The organism is Pedobacter gandavensis (assembly GCF_032678465.1).
In the GTDB taxonomy this organism is placed as follows: domain Bacteria; phylum Bacteroidota; class Bacteroidia; order Sphingobacteriales; family Sphingobacteriaceae; genus Pedobacter; species Pedobacter gandavensis_B.
Genome location: NZ_JAVTSK010000008.1, coordinates 209282 through 227488, shown reverse-complemented (window position 1 = coordinate 227488; position 18207 = coordinate 209282). Strand labels below are relative to the sequence as shown.

The window sequence follows — 18207 nt, the reverse complement described above, 5'->3', positions numbered from 1 at the left end:
TGCCAGAATATTGCTAAAATCAACCAAACGCTGCTATAACACCTAGGGATAAAAATTTACAAATACAGATATAAATCAACGTTTAAACACCAATAAAAGCTTTTTTTGGTAAAAAAAAACCCTGGAAGAAAATTAATTCTCCCAGGGTTTAACACGAAATAGTTTTATTTTAATTTTCGGAATTTTCTGTCGGCTTAGGCGCTCTCGGACCTCTTTTATAGATGACCAAGCCATTTAAAAAGTTTCTTAGAATCTGGTCGCCACATGGCTTAAAATTTGGATGATCATCGCTTCTGAAAAACGAACCAAGCTCACTTTTAGTGATTTTAAAGTTCACCAATTCCATAATTTTGATGATATCATCATTTGTGAGTTCCAGCGCTACGCGCAATTTCTTAAAAATATCGTTATTGCTCATTATTTTAAACTTTATGTATTAAATTCAGATCAATATTTAATTTTGTCGACTTACATCGCCACTTCAATCTTAACCTTTTTGTTTTTAATCTTTTCATTGGCTAAAGCAGAAAGCACCCTACCTACCATGTTTCTTTTTACAGCTACATACGAGGCGGTGTCCTTCACTTCAATCAAGCCTACATCGTCTTTTTCAAGTCCGCCTTTTTTCAGCAACAAACCAACAATATCAATTTTATTGACCTTATCTTTTTTACCTGCGGCGATGTATAAAGTTTGCCACTGGCTATCCTTTGGCAGTGCAAAATTTCCTTTTAAATTTTCTGTTTCAATATCTGCTTTCAGGAAAGGGTACTTTTCATCATCAGCAATCACCAGATAAGCCGTTCCTTTCGCATTCATACGTGCAGTACGTCCGTTACGGTGCAAAAATGCATCTTCTGTATATGGCAATTGGTAATGGATGATGCACTCCACCTCGGGAATATCCAGACCACGGGAAGCAAGATCTGTGGTGATCAGGATTTTAATACTTCCATTCCTAAATTTTAGCAAGGCCCGCTCACGCTCATCCTGTTCCATCCCACCATGAAAGATATCATGCGCCAAATCCTTGTCGATCAATAAATCACTAATCCTGTCTACTGTCTCCCTGTGGTTACAGAAAATCAATGTTGTCTTATGACCAATCTTACAAATCAGTTGAAACAAAGTATCCAGTTTATCCGCAGCAGTAGTCAGCACCTTCTTCAATTTCAGATCCGGGGCTACTTTCACATCTTTCAGGAAATCAATCTCTACTGCATTTTTTACACCAGTAAAATCAGGAATCTGCTCCATTGCCGTAGCAGAGGTCAGAATTCTTTGTTTCAGGGAAAGCAATTTCGCGATGATATAGGCCATGTCTTGCTGGAAACCAAATTCCAATGCCTTATCGAATTCGTCCAATACTAAAGTGTGAATTGGAGATTCATCAAAATTCTCATGGCGTAAATGATACGCAATTCTACCTGGAGTACCAATCAGTACTGCCGGTGGTTGTTCTAAATTATTTCGTTCTGTTTTAACAGGGTGCCCCCCATAACAGCAGTTCACTTTAAAACCAGTTCCCATCTGCTTGAATACCTGCTCAATTTGTAAAGCAAGTTCACGGGAAGGTACCAGTACTAAAGCCTGCACTCCTTTTACATTTGCATTGAGGTTGTTCAATAGAGGAAACAAAAAGCCTAATGTTTTACCAGAACCTGTAGGTGCCAATAAAACCACATCACTTCCTTTTCCGGTTGCCGCAAGTGATGCCTGTTGCATCTCGTTCAAAGAAGTAATTTTTAATTTCTCCAGTATCTTTTCTACCATAATGCCACAAAGATAAGGGAATTAAGCCAGTAAACGTCAGGAGGAACAAATAGGAAATATAAAATCAGGGTTAAAATTTCAAATATTTCCTTCTCAAATGCTTCATAGAACTGTTCATTTTCCGATCCAGTATCATCAACATCTTTCCTCGCCTGTAAATCCAGGAGGTCATTTTATGATTTGCTTTTTTGAGTGGTTCATAGACCTGCTCTTCTATTTTTTCCCGATAATCATAAGGAGCCAGACTTTGTTGTAATAAATAAAACTCATTCATCAATTCTGCTTTCATAGTACTCTTATTTAGGTAAATAATCGATTCTTCTAAGATCAGGAGTCTTTCTTGTTATAAGAAACGCTCATCAACTGGTCATATTATAACAAAAATGGAGAAAAACGGTTTTCAATTTAAGCTAAGCTCAAAATTTTCAGCGCCTTACAAAAAAAGCCCTTAAAAAGGCCATAGCAGCTTTTAAAAGCAATCTCTTAATTCTTCAGCGAGCTTCCATGCTAAGTAACAAAGTACAACCTGTTGACAACTAGCATATTGTTAACAATTTAAGCACATTATATTAATGATTTTTTAAATAAATAGCAGTATTTTTAATAAACCTGAATACGGGTTGTTTAATTAACACCATTTAACGTATGACCTGGAAGAAATTTAGCGGCGAAGTGATTCACTCGTCCATCTTAGAAGAAGTAGAACAAGCCATCATCAGGGAGACTGAGAAAGGCTTCCATCTCAAGGTCTGTATCGGTACAGACTCACAAGTAAAAGGGGCACTTACTGATTTCGCCACAGTAATAGTACTCTTACGCGAAAACCATGGAGGCTTCATGTACATTCATCAGGAAAAAACAGCACAAAAAATGAGCATCAAGGAAAGAATGCTTGTGGAAGTACAAAAATCTATTGAAACCGCCTACTCGGTTTGCGATTTACTGGACTTGTATGATGTGGATCTGGAAGTTCATGCGGATATCAATACCAATCCGATGTTCAAATCAAACAAAGCATTGAACGAGGCGATGGGCTATATCCTCAGCATGGGATTTATTTTCAAAGCAAAACCAGAAGCTTTTGCCAGCTCCACCTGTGCAGATAAAATGGTGCACTAGTTACCATTTTTGATCTTTTGTTCTTTGTACCGGAGCCACTTTAGCGGCAGGAACAATTATTGCCGCATCCAGTAGCATCCCTTTCTTTAATTCCTCTCCAAATAACAGCGCCTCTCTAGCTGTCGCTTTTAGATAAAACTCCCATTCTGCTGCATTTAATTTTCCTGGTTTTAGCTCTAAAGGACTGCCGATTGGAGTACTGGGTACAAAATTACCATAGCGATCCCTTTGATAAGGAATGAAGCTAAAATCAGTTAACCAGAAGCGGTACTTTCCATCTTTAAAATCAAGATACAATTGATAGCGAACTTCTCCCGATGGACGGGTCAAGACGAATGCCGTTTTATTGAGGATCAGTTTCCCTTTTCCACTGAGGACTGAATCTTTTTCTGAAAGCAGCATTTTTGCACTTTTAAGGTTTTTAAAATAGGCTTGAGCATTTTTCTTCAATTCCTCTTCGGTTTTTCCTTTCTGCGTGACGACCTCATAATAAACATACTTTCCCCTTTCATCAATAGAAAATCCTAGCTCCTGAGCCTGTTCCGCTTCTGCTTTTCTGATTTCAGCTGTTTGCCTTTCCTGTCCAAAAACTACCGAACAAGCTATAAAACTCCATAACCAGATTATTAATAATTTCATAAGCCAAAATCTTTAACGAAAGAAGGCTGTTTAAGCAAGCCCTAAATCACACAAACCTGGTTTAAACAACCTCTTTCTATATTTAAATTAACGGAGACTAGAAAGCATACACCGCAGCCAAAGCAAATTGAGAAGCATTCCGGGATGGATTAAGGTTTTTCTTTAGAAAGTGATCGGATGAACTGTCATCAAAACGAACCTCTGGAATAAATGTCAACCCTCCGGCTTTCACATTTGCAGAAAGTGTTAACGCAGTAATGTGTTCATCACTAGCTCCGGCTGTCCCTTTCCAATTAAAATACTCTCCCCTTAAACCTAAAGAAAAAGCAGAAGTAAAAGCGTTTTGCACATACAACGCTCCTCCACTATAACCTCCCCCATCTTTGCTCACTGAATAATCCGCAGCATTCAGCCCAAGTTTCAGCTTTTCCGTCAGCTGATAAGCGGTAGTTAAATCCAATATGGTTCCTGTTCCAACTGCTCCTGCAGATTTCCCCGACAATACATTCAGGTAGGCAGTCCAGCCTTCAACCGGACTTAAGGTCAATTGTCCACCAACATGAGAAACCCCATTCAGGTCTTTATATACATTCCAATCGTTAAACAAACCCAGCATCAAACTCAGCTTAGCCGAAAAAGCATAACTTCCTTTAATACCTGCATTCTGGAAAGGTCCGCTGGTAAACAAATAGGAAGTAGAATAATTGTAATTTCCTGTCGGCGAAATTACCTCATAGCCAATAAAGGTGCCCATATACCCAGCCGTTACGGTAAACTTATCTGTAAAAGCATATGCCGCATATAGATTTTGAATGTGAAATGAATTGTCGTCAGTTCCATCTCCATTGACCAGGGATTGATATTGTCCTCGTGGTCCAAAAGACAACTCTCCCACAAATGAAGCTTTTCCAGTTGTTTTCTTCAGCGCCAGATCTATCATCCCTAAGGAGATAGAATTCTGGTCGCTCGCAAAGCTGGTTCCGATATTAGCTTGTTTCGCAAAATCATACTTATAATAGGTATCGACAGATCCGGAAATCTGCAAAGGGGCTTCCTGAGCATATGAAAAGGAAGCGAAGGACAGTGATGCAGTGGTGAAAATTGATCTTAGTTTCATGGTTTGGTTGGTTTGAGGTATAGAATCAATAATGGGTTAAAGCATTTGTACTGGGGGAATTGACTACATAGGCAAAAATATTTTTATGAAAAACTGATTGGCTTTGATTAATCTACACTATCGATTTCTACACCTGTTGCAGCAACGATCAAGGTACCCTGAAAATATTTTTCATCATGCTGACTCGCATCAAGACCAGCTTCTTCTTCCTCGGAAGTCACACGGATGGGCTGGATCACATTGATGAATTTGAAGATCAGGAAGGACACCACGAAACTGAAAAGTGCAACAATCAATACCCCTTTCAATTGTGTGAAGAAAAATGCAGGATTTCCATAAAGTAAACCATCTACTCCTGCAGCGTTCACCGTTTTGGTGGCAAACACGCCAGTTAGCAACATCCCAACAATACCACCTACACCATGACAAGGGAATACATCTAAAGTATCATCTAAACTGGTTTTTGATTTCCAAACTACTGCAAGGTTAGAAACGACAGCAGCGGCAGCACCAATAAAGATACTGGAAGGAATACTTACAAAACCTGCACCTGGTGTGATGGCCACTAAACCCACCACTGCCCCTATGCAAAAACCCAGGACTGAAGGTTTTTTACCTCTGGCCACATCGAAGAACATCCATGATAAACCTGCTGCACCTGCAGCGATATTGGTGGTCGCAAAAGCAGATACCGCTAAACTATTCGCTCCCAATGCAGAACCTGCGTTAAAACCAAACCAGCCAAACCATAATAAACCGGTACCAATCAATACATAAGGAATATTGGCAGGAGGAACTTCCTGATGGTCCTGGTGACTCCTTCTTCTTTTCAACACCAATGCACCTGCCAAAGCAGCCATACCCGCCGAAATGTGAACTACCGTACCACCTGCAAAATCGAGCACCCCCATTTTAAACAGGATACCTTCCGGATGCCAGGTCCAATGTGCCAATGGTGAATACACAAATAAGGCAAATAAGAAGATAAATAAGATATAGGAAGTGAAACGGATACGTTCTGCAACCGCACCTACCACCAAACCAGGGGTGATGATCGCAAACATCAGTTGAAAAAGTGCAAATAAGGTCAATGGAATGGTTGGGGCCAGGCTCCATGAAGGTCCGGAATTCACCCCCTTAAAGAATAAATAGGTTAATGGATTCCCGATTATTCCGTTGATACTATCCCCAAAAGCCAGACTAAAGCTTACTGTTACCCAAAGTACACTAATGACTCCTGCGGCAACCACACTCTTAATCATAGTAGAAAGTACATTTTTACGGTGAACCATCCCTCCATAGAAGAAAGCAAGGCCCGGAGTCATCAAAAATACCAGAGCAGTTGCTACTAAAATGAATGCAATGTCGGAAGTATTGTATTTTCCCTCATCAAAATTCGGATGAAGGGGTACAAAAAGGGCTAAAATTGCAATTATTGCTAAAACTGCAAAGGGTCCCACCTGTTTTAATAAAATTTTGGCCATGATTCTCTGTTTTTTAATATTTATAATTGATTTTAATGGTATTTTTTCATAAAACTAGTCAATAATTAGAATTTCAAGAAAGAAAATCACAATAAAATCTAAAAAATAATAACAAAACCAAAGAAAATCAGATTAAAACCATTAAAAAATCAAAATAAATAGCTTTATTTTATAATAAAATCATAAATAACAAACAAAAAGCATAGATAAAATTGAAAAATCAAAAAATAATAGACCAAAAAAGCAAAAAACACATAAAAATTAAATGTTTCATAGATCTTTAAGAGATAAAATCTAAAAACTGGGGAATTTCGTATCTTTAGTCAGCCATGAAAGCCTACCAATTGAATTTTAGTCAGCAGTTACCAATTAGTCTTGAAGAAGCATGGGATTTTTTCTCTTCTCCGATGAATTTAGCGAAGATCACTCCCGCTAAAATGGCATTTCAGGTAACTTCCGGACCACAAATACAGGAAAAAATATATCCTGGAATGATCATTACCTATAAAGTCAGTCCGGTATTAGGCATCAAACTGAACTGGATGACAGAAATCACCCAGGTAAAAGAGCTGCAGTATTTTATAGACGAGCAGCGTTTTGGTCCATATCAATTCTGGCACCACCAACACCACTTCACTGCGATAGATGGAGGTGTAGAAATGAAAGATCTATTAACCTACGGCATGCCTTTGGGCATATTTGGAAGAATGGCCAATACTGTATTTGTTGCAGCACAACTGCAACAAATCTTTGAGTTTAGAAAAAAGAAGGTGATTGAACTTTTTGGAGATTATCCCTCCATAGGAACATAAGCAGAACCTTGCACCACCCCTCTGCGTTCAATTTCTTTATCAATATAAGTCTGGATCGCAGATTTATTCAGGCCCCAGTTTGGAGCAATCAATAAATCCCAGTCAGAGATACCAAATAAACGTTGAATCACCACATCAGGACGCAACAATGGAATTGCCTTGCAAAGGAAATCCGTGTATTCTTCTAAACTAAAAAGTTTAAAAGGTTCTTTTTTATATTTTACCCCCATAATAGATCCTTCAACAATATGAAGGTGGTGGAATTTTACAAATTTGATTTTAGGGAATTTATTGATTTCATGGATATATTGCAACATCATTTCTTCTGTTTCCCATGGGAAACCAAAAATAGTATGCACACAAAGATCCAGCTTAGAATTGTCCAGCAATTTAACTGCTGCTACAAATTCCCCATGACTGCAGCCGCGGTTGATCTGATTCAGGGTTTCGTCGTAAATAGACTCCATTCCCATTTCCAAATCCACATCAAAACGGTCTGAATAACTTTCTAAAAGTGCCACTTTTTCTGCGTCAATACAATCCGGACGGGTACCTACAGAAAAACCAACTACATCTTCCGTGTTGATGGACAGTGCTTCGTCATACATCATTTTCAGATAATGAACCGGCGCATAAGTATTGGTATTTGGCTGAAAATAAACAATGAATTTGTCTGCCTTATAAAAGTTTTTCCCTCTTTCTATCCCTTGCTCCAACTGCTCGCGGATCGTAGGTAGCTTTCTGGAAAGCTCTGGCGTAAATGAATCTACGTTACAATAGGTACAACCACCATAGCCTTTGCTGCCATCGCGATTCGGACAAGTGAAACCACCATCAACGATTACTTTGAATACACGCTGTCCCTTGTACTTCTCTTTCAAGTGCGTTCCGTAATTATTATATCCCTTTATTCCTAAGTCCAGTAGAGTTCCCAATTGCTTTAAATTTTCACAAAAGTACGGCTTTTATTTTTAATACCTTTTCTAAGGCGCCAGGGAATTTTTATGTTTAGCTCCCAATGAATTTAAGCAGGGTTTTAAATTAAAGTTTTTGACTGACCGCTTCAAAATCCGTAACATTGACTATTCTATAAATATCAGTCATGATAAAAGCCTTAGATCTTCACCGGAAATCCAGTTTGTTTAGTTATAGAAATATGCTGTTCCTCCTTATACTGTCTTTTTCTCTATCCTGTAAGAAAAGTAGCTCCATAGATTACAATGAAAATCCAGATAATTTTCAGAAGATCTTCCTGCAGTTTTGGGACAAAATGAATAACCAATATGTATTTTGGGATAAGGAGCAGACCGACTGGGATTTGGTATATAAAGAATATAAACCTCTTTTTGAAAAACTAGGCAACAGTGAGGCCGACAAGCAAAAAGCTGCCGATTATTTTAAACAGATGACGGCTAACCTGATCGACAACCATTACAGCATCACCTTCAATGAAGGGGTATTAAAGGGCTTAGTCCTTAATCCGGCATATGACCGTAAATCCAAAGAAAAGGACTTCCATCAAAAGTACAATTACGATGCTGTTGTTAGATCCTATTTAGATGAAGGTTATTTAACTGGAAAAGGAGAAATTACCGAATCCGGCATTCCTATCAACCTCACTTCGGGTACCATCAATAAAAACCTACTCTATTTCCATTGCAACTTTTTTGGACTTAAAGCATCCTATGATTCGAAGGGCGGAAAAGCCAAAGAAATTTTAAACTATTTCTTTTCTCAATTAAAAGCATCATCCATTCCAATCAAGGGTATTATTCTTGATCTGAGAGGTAACACTGGCGGAAATATAGTAGATCTGAATTTCTTTGCCGGGAAATTAGTGAATCAGGACCGCACATTTGGCTATACCAGGGGGAAAACGGGATTAGGAAAATTAAACTACTTACCATGGCAGGAATCCAAACTAAAACACGACACCGATTATCAGGTACAGGTTCCAATCATACTACTGGCGGATAGCTTTTCCGCCTCACTCAGTGAAATCATGATGCTCGCATTAAAGTCGGATCAAAACCTCATCATTGGGGAACAAACCTTTGGTGCCACCGGACCAATCTCCAATGCTGAGATTTTCAACTCCGGACCTTTTGATATCGGCAGCTTTCTAAGTGTAAAAACCTCAGCCGTAGAATTCAAAGGTATTGATGGCAAATTTTATGAAAATGTGGGCATTAGCCCTGACATCATGGTTCCATTTAACCTGAGTAATTTAGCTGCGGGAAAAGATAATCAACTAGAATTAGCCATCAAAACTTTCCAATAGGCAATGATCCATAAAAAACAATTTTACCTGCTGATGTTCTTTATAGCCCTGCTGAGCAACAGCGCAAATGCGCAATTGACTTTAGGTGCTGATGCCGGGATCAGTTATAACCGACTGCAGTTTAAAAGTAACAATCCGGACCTCAAACTTTCAAAAAAAACCGGATACATGGTCAATATCAATATAGATCAAAAGCTCAGCCCGGGATTTGCGGTTAGCGTATCACCAGGTCTCATCCAAAAAAATTATTCCGTCATGAATAAGGTCAACATTTATCAAAATATAAATAACACTTACCTTCAGCTTCCTCTAAGCTTAAAATACGAGATGGAATTATTCAGGCGTTTGCAACTATCCGGAAATTTAGGCCTTTATTATGCTTATTGGTTAGAAAGTAATATCAATGGAATTGCAGCCAATGTCTTTAATGTCTCCAATAACCCGGAAGGTGAAGAATTGATCAACCTGGAATCAATCAACTCGAAATATAAATTTAATTCGCAACAGGATCAGCGATCAGAATTTGGATGGATGGCTAAAATTGGGCTCAACTACAGGCTATTTAAAAATATTTCAGGTATGATCAATGGACATTTTTATCAATCCATGACTGATCAGCAAAAACAAAAAAATGAAATACTATCTGCAAAGTACAACCAAACCTTTGCCACAACCATCGGTTTGGCTTATCATCTAAAATAACATTTATTTATCTACCCGCATCTCTTCAATCTCCTTCATATACTTAGAGAAAACCTGTAAATAATTTAATTCAACGTGTGCCGGGCGGAAGACAAATTCCTTAAAATCTTCCAGGTCATTCACTGTAAAACCCATTCTAACGAAAAGTTCCTGGTCTGATGGCCAATCCTGCAAGCTAACTTTCTTCTCTCCTATCTTCCGGTAAAGCGCTAATCCATAGGAGAAATCTTTATACTCAGCAGTCTTCCTGAAATTTTGAAAAAAGTCTACCAAAGTCCGGTACGTCGCAGGTTTTCCGGCACGTACTTCCTGAAGCAGTAACATCCCCAACATATTGCCTTTCAGGAAAGCACTATCCACAGGATTAAAATCACCGCAGTGTTTTAAGATTTCGATATCCCGCAATAAAGCCTCGCTCTTTTCCCCCGATTTATGTCTCACGAAATAAGGCTCCTGATCCAGGATCTTTTCACAATCGAGCTTTTCCTGGGCAAAGATCGGAAGACCAATGAATGTGAGCAGCAACAAACTCCATATTCCTTTACCACTAAACCGGTTCAATTTTCTCATTCAGCTCCCTTTTTTTTCAAAGATATAAAATACCAATTGCGTCAGTCCCAATTCCCGAGACTAATTTACAGGGAAAGCCAGATTTAAAGCAGCGGAATAGGTCGGGACATGCGATTCAATTTTAAAAAATTTTTGAAAGAATTTCACAGGAGGTTGCCAGGGCCATTCTTCGAAAAATTGCGCAAAAAGCCCAACTAAAATTTCAATAAAGATTCAAATTTTATATTAAAGACAGCAGTTGTTTTATAAGAAAACATTTGATTACTTTTTGTTTAATTGTATCTTAGTACAGATCAATTCCGATCAAGTAAAACTATTCATCATGGCAAAATGTACAATAAGTCCTTATGGGCATCCTTCGGGAAAAATTGGAAACATCGTTTATTATATGTTAAAAGGACAACCTGTGTGCCGACTTGTGGGTACGCCAGGAAAACCTAGCGTCAAACAAATGGCCAATCGCCAGGCAATGTCTGTGGTTATGCAATTCATCAAACCTATGACTGATTTCATCAATATCAGTTTTAAACGGGAGGCAGAAGGAAGCATCCGAAACCCACACAATCTGGCCATTTCCTATAATAAAAAACAGGCTTTAACTGGGGAATACCCCAATATTAAGGTAGATTATACCAAAGTGATACTCAGTAATGGGAGCCTTGAAATGGCAAAAAATCTGCAACTGATAAAAGGAAAAGAAGGCTTGAATTTAAGCTGGGATTCCAGTATTGGGGATAATGCTGCTCCAGACGATTCCCTAATGGTGTTGGTAAGCCACCCTACAAGAAAGAAAGCCAGTACTTACCTCAATGCAGCCAGAAGAACAGATGGCAGCTGTTTTCTTCCCCTGGACAAGGAATGGATGCTACAAGAACAGATGGAAGTTTATGTCTGTTTTAAATCTGCGAATGAAAAGTTAATTTCCAACAGTGCTTATGTCGGAAACCTCAATGGAGAGCCGGAAAGCAAGTCAGAAATAGCTGAAAAAGAAAATTATAAAGCAGTAAAAGCCCGTTTTGATCAGGTCGCAGCGGATTATGCGAAAAAAAGCACAGGGTATACTGATGGTGTCCTGGGATCCAAAGCTTTTCGGCAACTCAAAAAAGAATATGAGGTTCTAAAAGTTAAACTGGCACATCTACCGGGTAAACCCTCTTGAAAAACTTTCTGAAAATCCAATCAAGCCTCTAAAATTTGAGGAATCTGAGCAGTAAAAACGAAACAATAAACCTATAAACCAATTGGTTAGTGAAAAATATTTATCAAAATATTTGCGCAATCAAATGATTGCATATATATTTATACTATATTTTTCATTATGATCATTAGAAGAGATGTATTCCAGGCCATAGCCGATCCAACCCGCAGGCAAATTATTGAAAAAGTTGCCGGCGGGCCCATGAATCTAAATGCCATCGCTGAAAGCTTTGAAAGCAGTCGGCAGGCCATATCCAAGCACATTCAAATCCTAACCGAATGTGGCCTGATTGTGGTGACACAGAAAGGAAGAGAAAGGTATTGTGAGCTTCAATTGGAACAACTTGATGAAGTGAGCGATTGGGTTACCGCATCTAAGAAACAATGGCTACATCGATTTGAAAAACTTGACCATTATTTACAAGATTTAAAAACAAAAAACCAAGACGATGGAAATCAGTAAAAACAAAGAAAAGGAGTTGTTCATTACACATCTTTTTGATGCCCCGGTTGAAATGGTATTTCAGGCCTGGACAAATCCTGAGCAACTGACTAAATGGTATGCACCAGATGGTTGCAGCATCACTTACAAAAATCTTGAACTCAAAGAAAACGGGAGCTTTCATTCCTGTATCCATGACCCTGTCCATGGACCGTGTTGGGTTAAGGGCCAATATCTGGAAGTAAAATCACCGGAAAGACTGGTTTTCTCAATGACCTTGAGCAATGAAGCTGGCGATACCTTAGCGGCAACTGAGGCAGGAAAACCCGGAGACTGGCCTCTGGAAATTATCACGACGGTATCTTTTAGTCCTGTTGGAAAGCAAACCAAACTTACGCTTCATCAAAGTGTACCTGAAGCTTCGGCTAAAGAAAATGGTGCGTACCAAAGCTGGATCAAAATGTTCCATAAACTGGAAGTCCTGATCAGTCAATAACATCCCTATATATAAAAAACCGGGCTGGCCTTTGCCAGCCCGGTAAAAGGGAAATTGAAAACGAGAATTGATTTATTTAAGAAAAATCTTTCTTAGCGCGTTATTGTTGACATCGATGAAGTAGATATTGCCTTCAGTGTCCAGGATCATATCTCCCATATTGCCCACTTTGGCATCTGTAAATGCACCATCAAGTATTGCCCCTTGTGCAAACTTCACTAAAGTACTTACCTCTTTGGTTTGAAGATTCAGTTTACGAACTGCATTTGCTCCGGCATCGGCAATAATAAGGTTACCTAAACCATCAGCGGTCATCGATTTGATATTTAGGAACATGGCATTTCTGCCGATACCATCGGCATAGCCCCAGGTTCCACCAGCAATTGAATTGAGGTTTTGATTGGTTTTGAGGTCATACCCATCTACTGCAAAACCTTCGTAATACACTTTGTAAAGTATATTATTAAATACTGCCGGGCGAGCCTCATCCAGGAAAGATAAAAGATTAAGTTTGGTTCTTAAGCCCTCTTTATTGATTCTCCAACCCCCGTTAAATGAACCCAGTACATACAATATCCCCTGCTCATCAAATGATATTTTATTCACTGAACCAAGTCCGAATGCAAAATTGCTAACTTCTCCTTGCGGGCTGATTTTCCGAATATTTCCATTTCCTTCACTCAGGAACAAGTTCCCCTCATTGTCGATATCCATTCCGGGGTTGGTTCCAAAGGCGAACAGCGCATCAGCACCATTTCCATTTTTATTTCCGGATTGCCCCACTGGACTACCTGCAAATAAAGTCACCGTTCCATTGGGCGTAATTTTCTTAATGCGGTGATGTCCTACCTCCAACACAAATATATTACCCTGACGGTCTATCGCCAGACTACTGGTACGGCCATTATTGAGCGACAATGAAGTATTTCCGGGTCCACCTGCAATGGTCACAATTCCTGCCCGGTTAAAGTTCATTGGTGCAATCGCTTCTGCTCCATTGTTATTCACTTTAAGCGGGCCTGTACTTAAACCAACTGGCGCTTTAACTACAATACTGGTTTCTGTAGCTGAAACAACCGTTCCCGGCAATCCGTTAAAGGTCACTATATTTTGGGTCGCATTAGGATTAAAGCCTGTTCCGTTAATGGTAATGACACTTCCGGCAAGCCCGTTTTCTGGACTTAACTTGTTGATTCCTAAAGCCTGGTCTTTAAATTCCGGACCTGTCACGACCTGTTCATTCACACTAAGGCTGATTTTACCATTTCCGGTATTTCCTGGAAGCAGTAATGTTATTTTAGATCCTGTGACAGAACTTAAGGCCAGCACTTTTCCATTAATGGTTACTTTGTTCTCTTCTGTTATGGCACTAAAGTTTGTACCTGTGATGGTCATGACTGAGCCAGCCGGACCACTTAAAGGTGTAACTCCTACAATAGTTGGAGGAGGTACTACGGTAAACACCGGACCTGTAATTTTTTGCTGGTTAATGGTCACCGATAAAGGACCTGTTTTCACTTCTTCAGGTGCTACAACCACCAGATAACCAGCTGTTGCTTCTTTTACCAATGCCGCTTTACCATTGAAATCTACATAATTGCCTTCGGCTATTTCTTCGAAGCCTTCCCCAGAAATACGCACCAGCGTTCCCTTTCCACCGGTTAAAGGTCTGATGCCCGAAATCGCCTGATATTTGAAGGTTTGTCCGCTGGCCTCTTTTCCATCTACTTTCACTTTGACGGTACCTGTCCCTACTGCTTCAGGCACTTCTACGACTAATAAAGTATCAGAGGCACTCACCACTAAACTGACTTTATTGTTGATAAAAACTTCTGCCGGACCGGCTACACTGCTAAATCCTGCGCCGGATATTCGAATATGTGCTCCTGCAGCACCATTGGCCGGACTAATGTGCTGCAGGCTCAAATTCTGAAAGGTATAGGTGCCAATCTTCAACGTTTCACCATTCATCTTCAACAGCAGCTCACCAGTACTTCCTTTTAAAGGTGCCCGCAATACCACTGCAGTAGCAGTTGCGCTAACCACATCGGCAGCTGTTCCTGCAAAAGTGGCGCTGATTTCAGCTAAATTACCAGAAAAACCGGTTCCTTCGATGGTCACCAGCGTCCCCTGATTCCCACTATTAGGATAATAATCGGTTACTTTCAGTGGTATTTTAGCCACTTCTACCTTATCCTTTTTACAGGCTGTAATTGTCAGCAGTAATAAACTGAAGACAATTGGGTAAACTTTTAGTTTAGCCAGACCTTTTTTTATGCTGTTATTTAAATGTTGCTTCATCATCATTTATTAAAAAGTATACCTTAAACCAAACTGCACCTGACTTCTTGATCCATAATAATCAATACTATATGGCTTTCCTGGCGCATTAAATTCATACAATGGATATCCTCCCGCATTTTGGGAAGCTGGGAATAGCACTGGTGTTAAGCCAACACTTGAGGTAGAGTTGAAAGTATTTGGCGAGAAATATTGAATGCCCCAGTTTTTGCTGATCAGGTTAGTAAGGTTCATCACATCGGCAGTCAGCGTAATGAATTGCTTTTTATCTGCAGCCACAAACAAATCATGAGAAATGTGAAGATCGGCCTGAATATTCCATGGCGTACGCCCTTTATTTCTTTCGGTAAACTGTCCTCTTCTACTGCTCAGGTATTCATCTGCATCCACAAAGGCGTTAAACTGATCTGCCTGCTGAACTGCTGTAATGGTATTCCCGGCAAGGATTCTATCCTGAAAGTAGTGGATGGCTTCCCCAGGCTCCGGGATAAAAGCCAAGCTCAGCTGTTGGGGTAGGCCCTGGATACTGTTATTTACGATTCCATAGGTAAATGGACTCCCCGATTGTGCACTAAAAAATAAAGAAATGTTTGTTTTACCAGCATTTCGCCAGTCTTTCAGATAACTAATGGTACTCACAATTCGGTGTCTGATGTCAAAATTGCTATTGGCCAGACCTGGATTATTAGGAACCAGCGACTGGTTTAACTGCCAGTTGGACTCCATAGAGTTACGCACACCATTTGACAAATCTTTCGACTGACCGTAAGTATACGCCACTGAAGCTTGCAAAACTGTTGCGATGTTTTTGCTGATCGTTCCAGTGAGACTATAACGATATCCTTTGCTGGTATTACTCAAAAGATAAGTATTTGAGAAACGAGGATCTACTGTACCACTGTAAACAGGTTGCTGGCGTTGCTTGTCATAAGCATAATACACCGGATTGTCCTGTACATTGAGTTGCTGAAACAATACATCCTTTACATTTTTAGTATAGATGGCTTCCAGACTGAATTTCCATTGATCAGCTGTACTGTAATCCATCCCAAAGCTCGTTCTCCATACCTGAGGCATCACGAAACCATTGTCAATTAGATCAATTTGTGTTTTACCACTATTCGGGTTATTGATCACTGCCCCATTTTGCTGGATGAAATCGGCAATTCCATTTGGTCCGCCAGCTAATGGGTTGCTGCCTGGTACAAATGGTTTCTGATCTGCTTTCTGGTCGAAGCCACCAAAGCGATCACCGGTGTTATAAAAAGCATAAGCCAGCCATGCCATTGGGATTCTACCTGTAAACAAACCGCTACCACCGCGTAAGATCAAAGATTGATCGCCCATCCAATCGTAGCGGAAACCTACTCTTGGGGAAAGCTGGACTTTATTCAGGAAATGATTGGTAATGCGTCTTAAAGGGGTATAAGTATAAGTAGTTCCAAAATAGGGATCTTCCAGTGCTGTTCTTGTTTTATCGCTTAGTTCTGGTCTTTCCGGCAAATAAGTCATATCGGCACGAAGTCCAGGAATCACTTTTAACTTATCAGAAACGCGGATTTCATCCTGAAAATATGCACTATAAAGATTTACATTAAACTTTGCTGAAGGATGATGGAGCAGGTAATCCCGGTTATTATTTTCATATCCGTAAGCCCCACGAACACGGTAAGGGTTATTATTTAAGTAATCTTCAATGCTTAAATAATCGACTCTACCATTCCAGGCATTTACAAAGCCGTAACTGATGTTGTAAAATTCGTTGTGCGTACCAAAAGTCAGCGTGTGTTTCCCTAAATTCCAGTTTAGATTACCGGTCAGTTCCAGTGTCCGCTGTTTCATATTGAAGATACTCGCTTCACGGTCGGTACCTAAATATATGGTCGTTCCTGGCGTCCTTCCTGCAATTTGTACTTGTGGTAAACCCGGATCACTCAATGGATCTCTGGAGTCATTGACCATCGTATAACCAGCCAATAAGTTTCCTGAAAGTTGATTATTGAACCTGCTTTTCAACTCAGCAACTGTAGAACTTTGGTTATTTTTCTGCAAAAAGCCCATGCTGCTGAATCTGAAATCCTGCTGGTCCCGATCCATATGCGTGGCTTCGGAGATGATGGTATTGTTGCGAATGGCCAACTGGTGCTGATCGTTGATGTTCCAGTCAAGCCGGTTAAAGAATTTATGTGATTTTGAATAGGTATTGAATTGTCCTGCTGTACCTGCCTGGACAAAATTTGCTTCGCTAATCGCTTTGGCATCGCTGGCACTTAGGATATTCGCTGTTTCCGGGGAACCGGCCAATAGCTGGGATGGATCTCTCCTTTTGGTGATTTCCTCGTTACTAAAGAAGAAGAGCTTGTTTTTAATGATGGGAAATCCAATGCGAAAGCCGGTTTGGTAATCATAGAAATCTTTGTTCATTTTACCCAGACTACCCACTTTATCCTTACCGGTTAAAGTCGCATTCCGGCCGAAGCCATAAACAGAACCGTTCAGTGTATTTGTACCGCTGCGCGTCACGGCATTAACCGAACCGCCGGTAAAGTTCCCTATTTTCACATCATAAGGGGCTAAATAAACCTGCATATCTTCGATCGCATCCAGAGATACAGGATTTGTTCTGGTAGAACTTCCTGCCATTCCTGATGTACCTGATTGTCCTCCTAAAGAAGGACTAAATCCGATGGCATCATTATTAATGGCACCATCAATAGTGACGTTATTGTATCGAAAATTACTCCCTCCGAAGCTATTGTCTTTACTGGATTGCGGCACTAACCTGGTCACATCAGTAATACTTCTGGACACAGTGGGCATATTTTTGAGCTGCTCGGCACTGATGTTTTTTCCTGCGCCATAAGTACTGGCCTGTGCAGCTCTTTTTGTGGCCTGTATGCTCACTTCTCCGAGTTGTTGTACCTGATCTGCTAATGCAAAATTCAGAAGTATAGCTGAACCCAGGCGAATGGTAATGGCTTCTTTCCTATCGGTTTTCATACTGATCATGAGAGCTTCCACACTATAAGGCCCTCCAATCCTAAGGTTAGGCAGGTAATAACGTCCTTTAGCATCAGCGGAAGTTGCATATCTGGTTCCGGAAGGCTGATGAATGGCCACTACTGATGCTCCTGGTAAAGGTGCTCCAGCGGCATCATAGACCGTCCCGTTAAGGGTTCCGCTCGTTTCCTGTCCCAAGACTGCGAAAGGAAGCATCAGCAGCAGGAACATACTTATCTTTTTGAATATTTTATATAAAATCATTTCTGAATTC

General features: G+C 40.1%; 17 protein-coding genes. 7 read left to right on the top strand and 10 right to left on the bottom strand.

Annotated elements, in window-relative coordinates; genetic code table 11:
• Positions 1-169: 169 nt before the first annotated feature.
• From R2Q94_RS16080 to R2Q94_RS16070, 3 genes are all read right to left on the bottom strand, one after another.
• Positions 170-418: a DUF1456 family protein gene (locus R2Q94_RS16080; protein WP_316822487.1), complete on the bottom strand. Its 249-nt coding sequence runs from the start codon at positions 416-418 to the stop codon at positions 170-172.
• Positions 419-468: 50 nt separating this feature from the next.
• The gene (locus tag R2Q94_RS16075; protein WP_410478558.1) at positions 469-1776 is read right to left on the bottom strand and encodes a DEAD/DEAH box helicase; all 1308 of its coding nucleotides are present in this window, start codon (positions 1774-1776) and stop codon (positions 469-471) included.
• A gap of 67 nt (positions 1777-1843) precedes the next feature.
• Positions 1844-2062, bottom strand: a complete 219-nt coding sequence (locus tag R2Q94_RS16070) for a hypothetical protein (RefSeq protein ID WP_316822485.1) — start codon at positions 2060-2062, stop codon at positions 1844-1846.
• 356 nt (positions 2063-2418) lie between these two features.
• Between R2Q94_RS16070 and R2Q94_RS16065 the strand changes: the two genes are divergently transcribed.
• Complete coding sequence (locus R2Q94_RS16065) at positions 2419-2892, top strand: ribonuclease H-like YkuK family protein (RefSeq protein WP_316822484.1); 474 nt, start codon at positions 2419-2421, stop codon at positions 2890-2892.
• On the opposite strand, the gene R2Q94_RS16060 is transcribed toward R2Q94_RS16065, so the two are convergent.
• From R2Q94_RS16060 to R2Q94_RS16050, 3 genes are all read right to left on the bottom strand, one after another.
• On the bottom strand, positions 2893-3531 hold the full coding sequence (locus R2Q94_RS16060) for a DUF4468 domain-containing protein (RefSeq protein ID WP_316822483.1): 639 nt from the start codon (positions 3529-3531) through the stop codon (positions 2893-2895).
• Between the two features lie 97 nt (positions 3532-3628).
• Positions 3629-4648 carry a porin gene (locus tag R2Q94_RS16055; RefSeq protein ID WP_316822482.1) on the bottom strand — a complete coding sequence of 340 codons (1020 nt, stop codon included), beginning with the start codon at positions 4646-4648 and terminating at the stop codon, positions 3629-3631.
• A 107-nt stretch (positions 4649-4755) separates the two neighbouring features.
• Positions 4756-6132 (bottom strand): ammonium transporter, encoded by a 1377-nt coding sequence (locus tag R2Q94_RS16050; protein WP_316822481.1) that lies wholly within the window; start codon positions 6130-6132, stop codon positions 4756-4758.
• 329 nt (positions 6133-6461) lie between these two features.
• Here R2Q94_RS16050 and R2Q94_RS16045 point away from each other — a divergent pair, with 329 nt between their 5' ends.
• On the top strand, positions 6462-6944 hold the full coding sequence (locus R2Q94_RS16045; protein ID WP_316822480.1) for an SRPBCC family protein: 483 nt from the start codon (positions 6462-6464) through the stop codon (positions 6942-6944).
• Here the strand turns inward: R2Q94_RS16045 and R2Q94_RS16040 are convergent.
• The gene (locus R2Q94_RS16040; RefSeq protein WP_316822479.1) at positions 6923-7879 is read right to left on the bottom strand and encodes a TIGR01212 family radical SAM protein; all 957 of its coding nucleotides are present in this window, start codon (positions 7877-7879) and stop codon (positions 6923-6925) included. The genes R2Q94_RS16045 and R2Q94_RS16040 overlap by 22 nt on opposite strands.
• A 167-nt stretch (positions 7880-8046) precedes the next feature.
• On the opposite strand from R2Q94_RS16040, the gene R2Q94_RS16035 reads away from it, so the two are divergent.
• Together R2Q94_RS16035 and R2Q94_RS16030 are read left to right on the top strand one after the other, a co-directional pair.
• A complete protein-coding gene (locus tag R2Q94_RS16035) occupies positions 8047-9225 on the top strand; it encodes a S41 family peptidase (RefSeq protein WP_316822478.1) in 1179 nt (392 codons plus the stop codon).
• A gap of 3 nt (positions 9226-9228) precedes the next feature.
• Complete coding sequence (locus tag R2Q94_RS16030) at positions 9229-9927, top strand: porin family protein (RefSeq protein WP_316822477.1); 699 nt, start codon at positions 9229-9231, stop codon at positions 9925-9927.
• Between the two features lie 3 nt (positions 9928-9930).
• Here R2Q94_RS16030 and R2Q94_RS16025 read toward each other — a convergent pair whose 3' ends face one another.
• Entirely contained in the window at positions 9931-10497 is a 567-nt protein-coding gene (locus R2Q94_RS16025) for a hypothetical protein (protein WP_316822476.1), read from the bottom strand.
• 322 nt (positions 10498-10819) lie between these two features.
• On the opposite strand from R2Q94_RS16025, the gene R2Q94_RS16020 reads away from it, so the two are divergent.
• The 3 genes from R2Q94_RS16020 (at position 10820) to R2Q94_RS16010 (ending at position 12632) form a co-directional block, all read left to right on the top strand.
• Complete coding sequence (locus R2Q94_RS16020) at positions 10820-11656, top strand: DUF6266 family protein (RefSeq protein ID WP_316822475.1); 837 nt, start codon at positions 10820-10822, stop codon at positions 11654-11656.
• Between the two features lie 159 nt (positions 11657-11815).
• Positions 11816-12157, top strand: coding sequence for a metalloregulator ArsR/SmtB family transcription factor (locus tag R2Q94_RS16015; RefSeq protein ID WP_316822474.1), 342 nt, complete (start codon positions 11816-11818; stop codon positions 12155-12157).
• On the top strand, positions 12144-12632 hold the full coding sequence (locus R2Q94_RS16010; protein ID WP_316822473.1) for an SRPBCC domain-containing protein: 489 nt from the start codon (positions 12144-12146) through the stop codon (positions 12630-12632). Before R2Q94_RS16015 ends, R2Q94_RS16010 begins: the two co-directional genes overlap by 14 nt.
• Positions 12633-12704: 72 nt before the next feature.
• On the opposite strand, the gene R2Q94_RS16005 is transcribed toward R2Q94_RS16010, so the two are convergent.
• Together R2Q94_RS16005 and R2Q94_RS16000 are read right to left on the bottom strand one after the other, a co-directional pair.
• A complete protein-coding gene (locus tag R2Q94_RS16005; RefSeq protein WP_316822472.1) occupies positions 12705-14933 on the bottom strand; it encodes an IPT/TIG domain-containing protein in 2229 nt (742 codons plus the stop codon).
• Between the two features lie 9 nt (positions 14934-14942).
• Positions 14943-18197, bottom strand: a complete 3255-nt coding sequence (locus tag R2Q94_RS16000; protein ID WP_316822471.1) for a TonB-dependent receptor — start codon at positions 18195-18197, stop codon at positions 14943-14945.
• Positions 18198-18207 lie beyond the last annotated feature (10 nt).

Excerpts from the sequence above, each read along its gene's own strand:
- R2Q94_RS16080 (WP_316822487.1), bottom strand. The coding sequence starts at position 418 with ATGAGCAATAACGATATTTTTAAGAAATTGCGCGTAGCGCTGGAACTC.
- R2Q94_RS16070 (WP_316822485.1), bottom strand. The coding sequence starts at position 2,062 with ATGAAAGCAGAATTGATGAATGAGTTTTATTTATTACAACAAAGTCTG.
- R2Q94_RS16065 (WP_316822484.1), top strand. The coding sequence starts at position 2,419 with ATGACCTGGAAGAAATTTAGCGGCGAAGTGATTCACTCGTCCATCTTA.
- R2Q94_RS16060 (WP_316822483.1), bottom strand. The coding sequence starts at position 3,531 with ATGAAATTATTAATAATCTGGTTATGGAGTTTTATAGCTTGTTCGGTA.
- R2Q94_RS16055 (WP_316822482.1), bottom strand. The coding sequence starts at position 4,648 with ATGAAACTAAGATCAATTTTCACCACTGCATCACTGTCCTTCGCTTCC.
- R2Q94_RS16050 (WP_316822481.1), bottom strand. The coding sequence starts at position 6,132 with ATGGCCAAAATTTTATTAAAACAGGTGGGACCCTTTGCAGTTTTAGCA.
- R2Q94_RS16045 (WP_316822480.1), top strand. The coding sequence starts at position 6,462 with ATGAAAGCCTACCAATTGAATTTTAGTCAGCAGTTACCAATTAGTCTT.
- R2Q94_RS16035 (WP_316822478.1), top strand. The coding sequence starts at position 8,047 with ATGATAAAAGCCTTAGATCTTCACCGGAAATCCAGTTTGTTTAGTTAT.
- R2Q94_RS16030 (WP_316822477.1), top strand. The coding sequence starts at position 9,229 with ATGATCCATAAAAAACAATTTTACCTGCTGATGTTCTTTATAGCCCTG.
- R2Q94_RS16025 (WP_316822476.1), bottom strand. The coding sequence starts at position 10,497 with ATGAGAAAATTGAACCGGTTTAGTGGTAAAGGAATATGGAGTTTGTTG.
- R2Q94_RS16020 (WP_316822475.1), top strand. The coding sequence starts at position 10,820 with ATGGCAAAATGTACAATAAGTCCTTATGGGCATCCTTCGGGAAAAATT.
- R2Q94_RS16015 (WP_316822474.1), top strand. The coding sequence starts at position 11,816 with ATGATCATTAGAAGAGATGTATTCCAGGCCATAGCCGATCCAACCCGC.
- R2Q94_RS16010 (WP_316822473.1), top strand. The coding sequence starts at position 12,144 with ATGGAAATCAGTAAAAACAAAGAAAAGGAGTTGTTCATTACACATCTT.
- R2Q94_RS16005 (WP_316822472.1), bottom strand. The coding sequence starts at position 14,933 with ATGAAGCAACATTTAAATAACAGCATAAAAAAAGGTCTGGCTAAACTA.
- R2Q94_RS16000 (WP_316822471.1), bottom strand. The coding sequence starts at position 18,197 with ATGATTTTATATAAAATATTCAAAAAGATAAGTATGTTCCTGCTGCTG.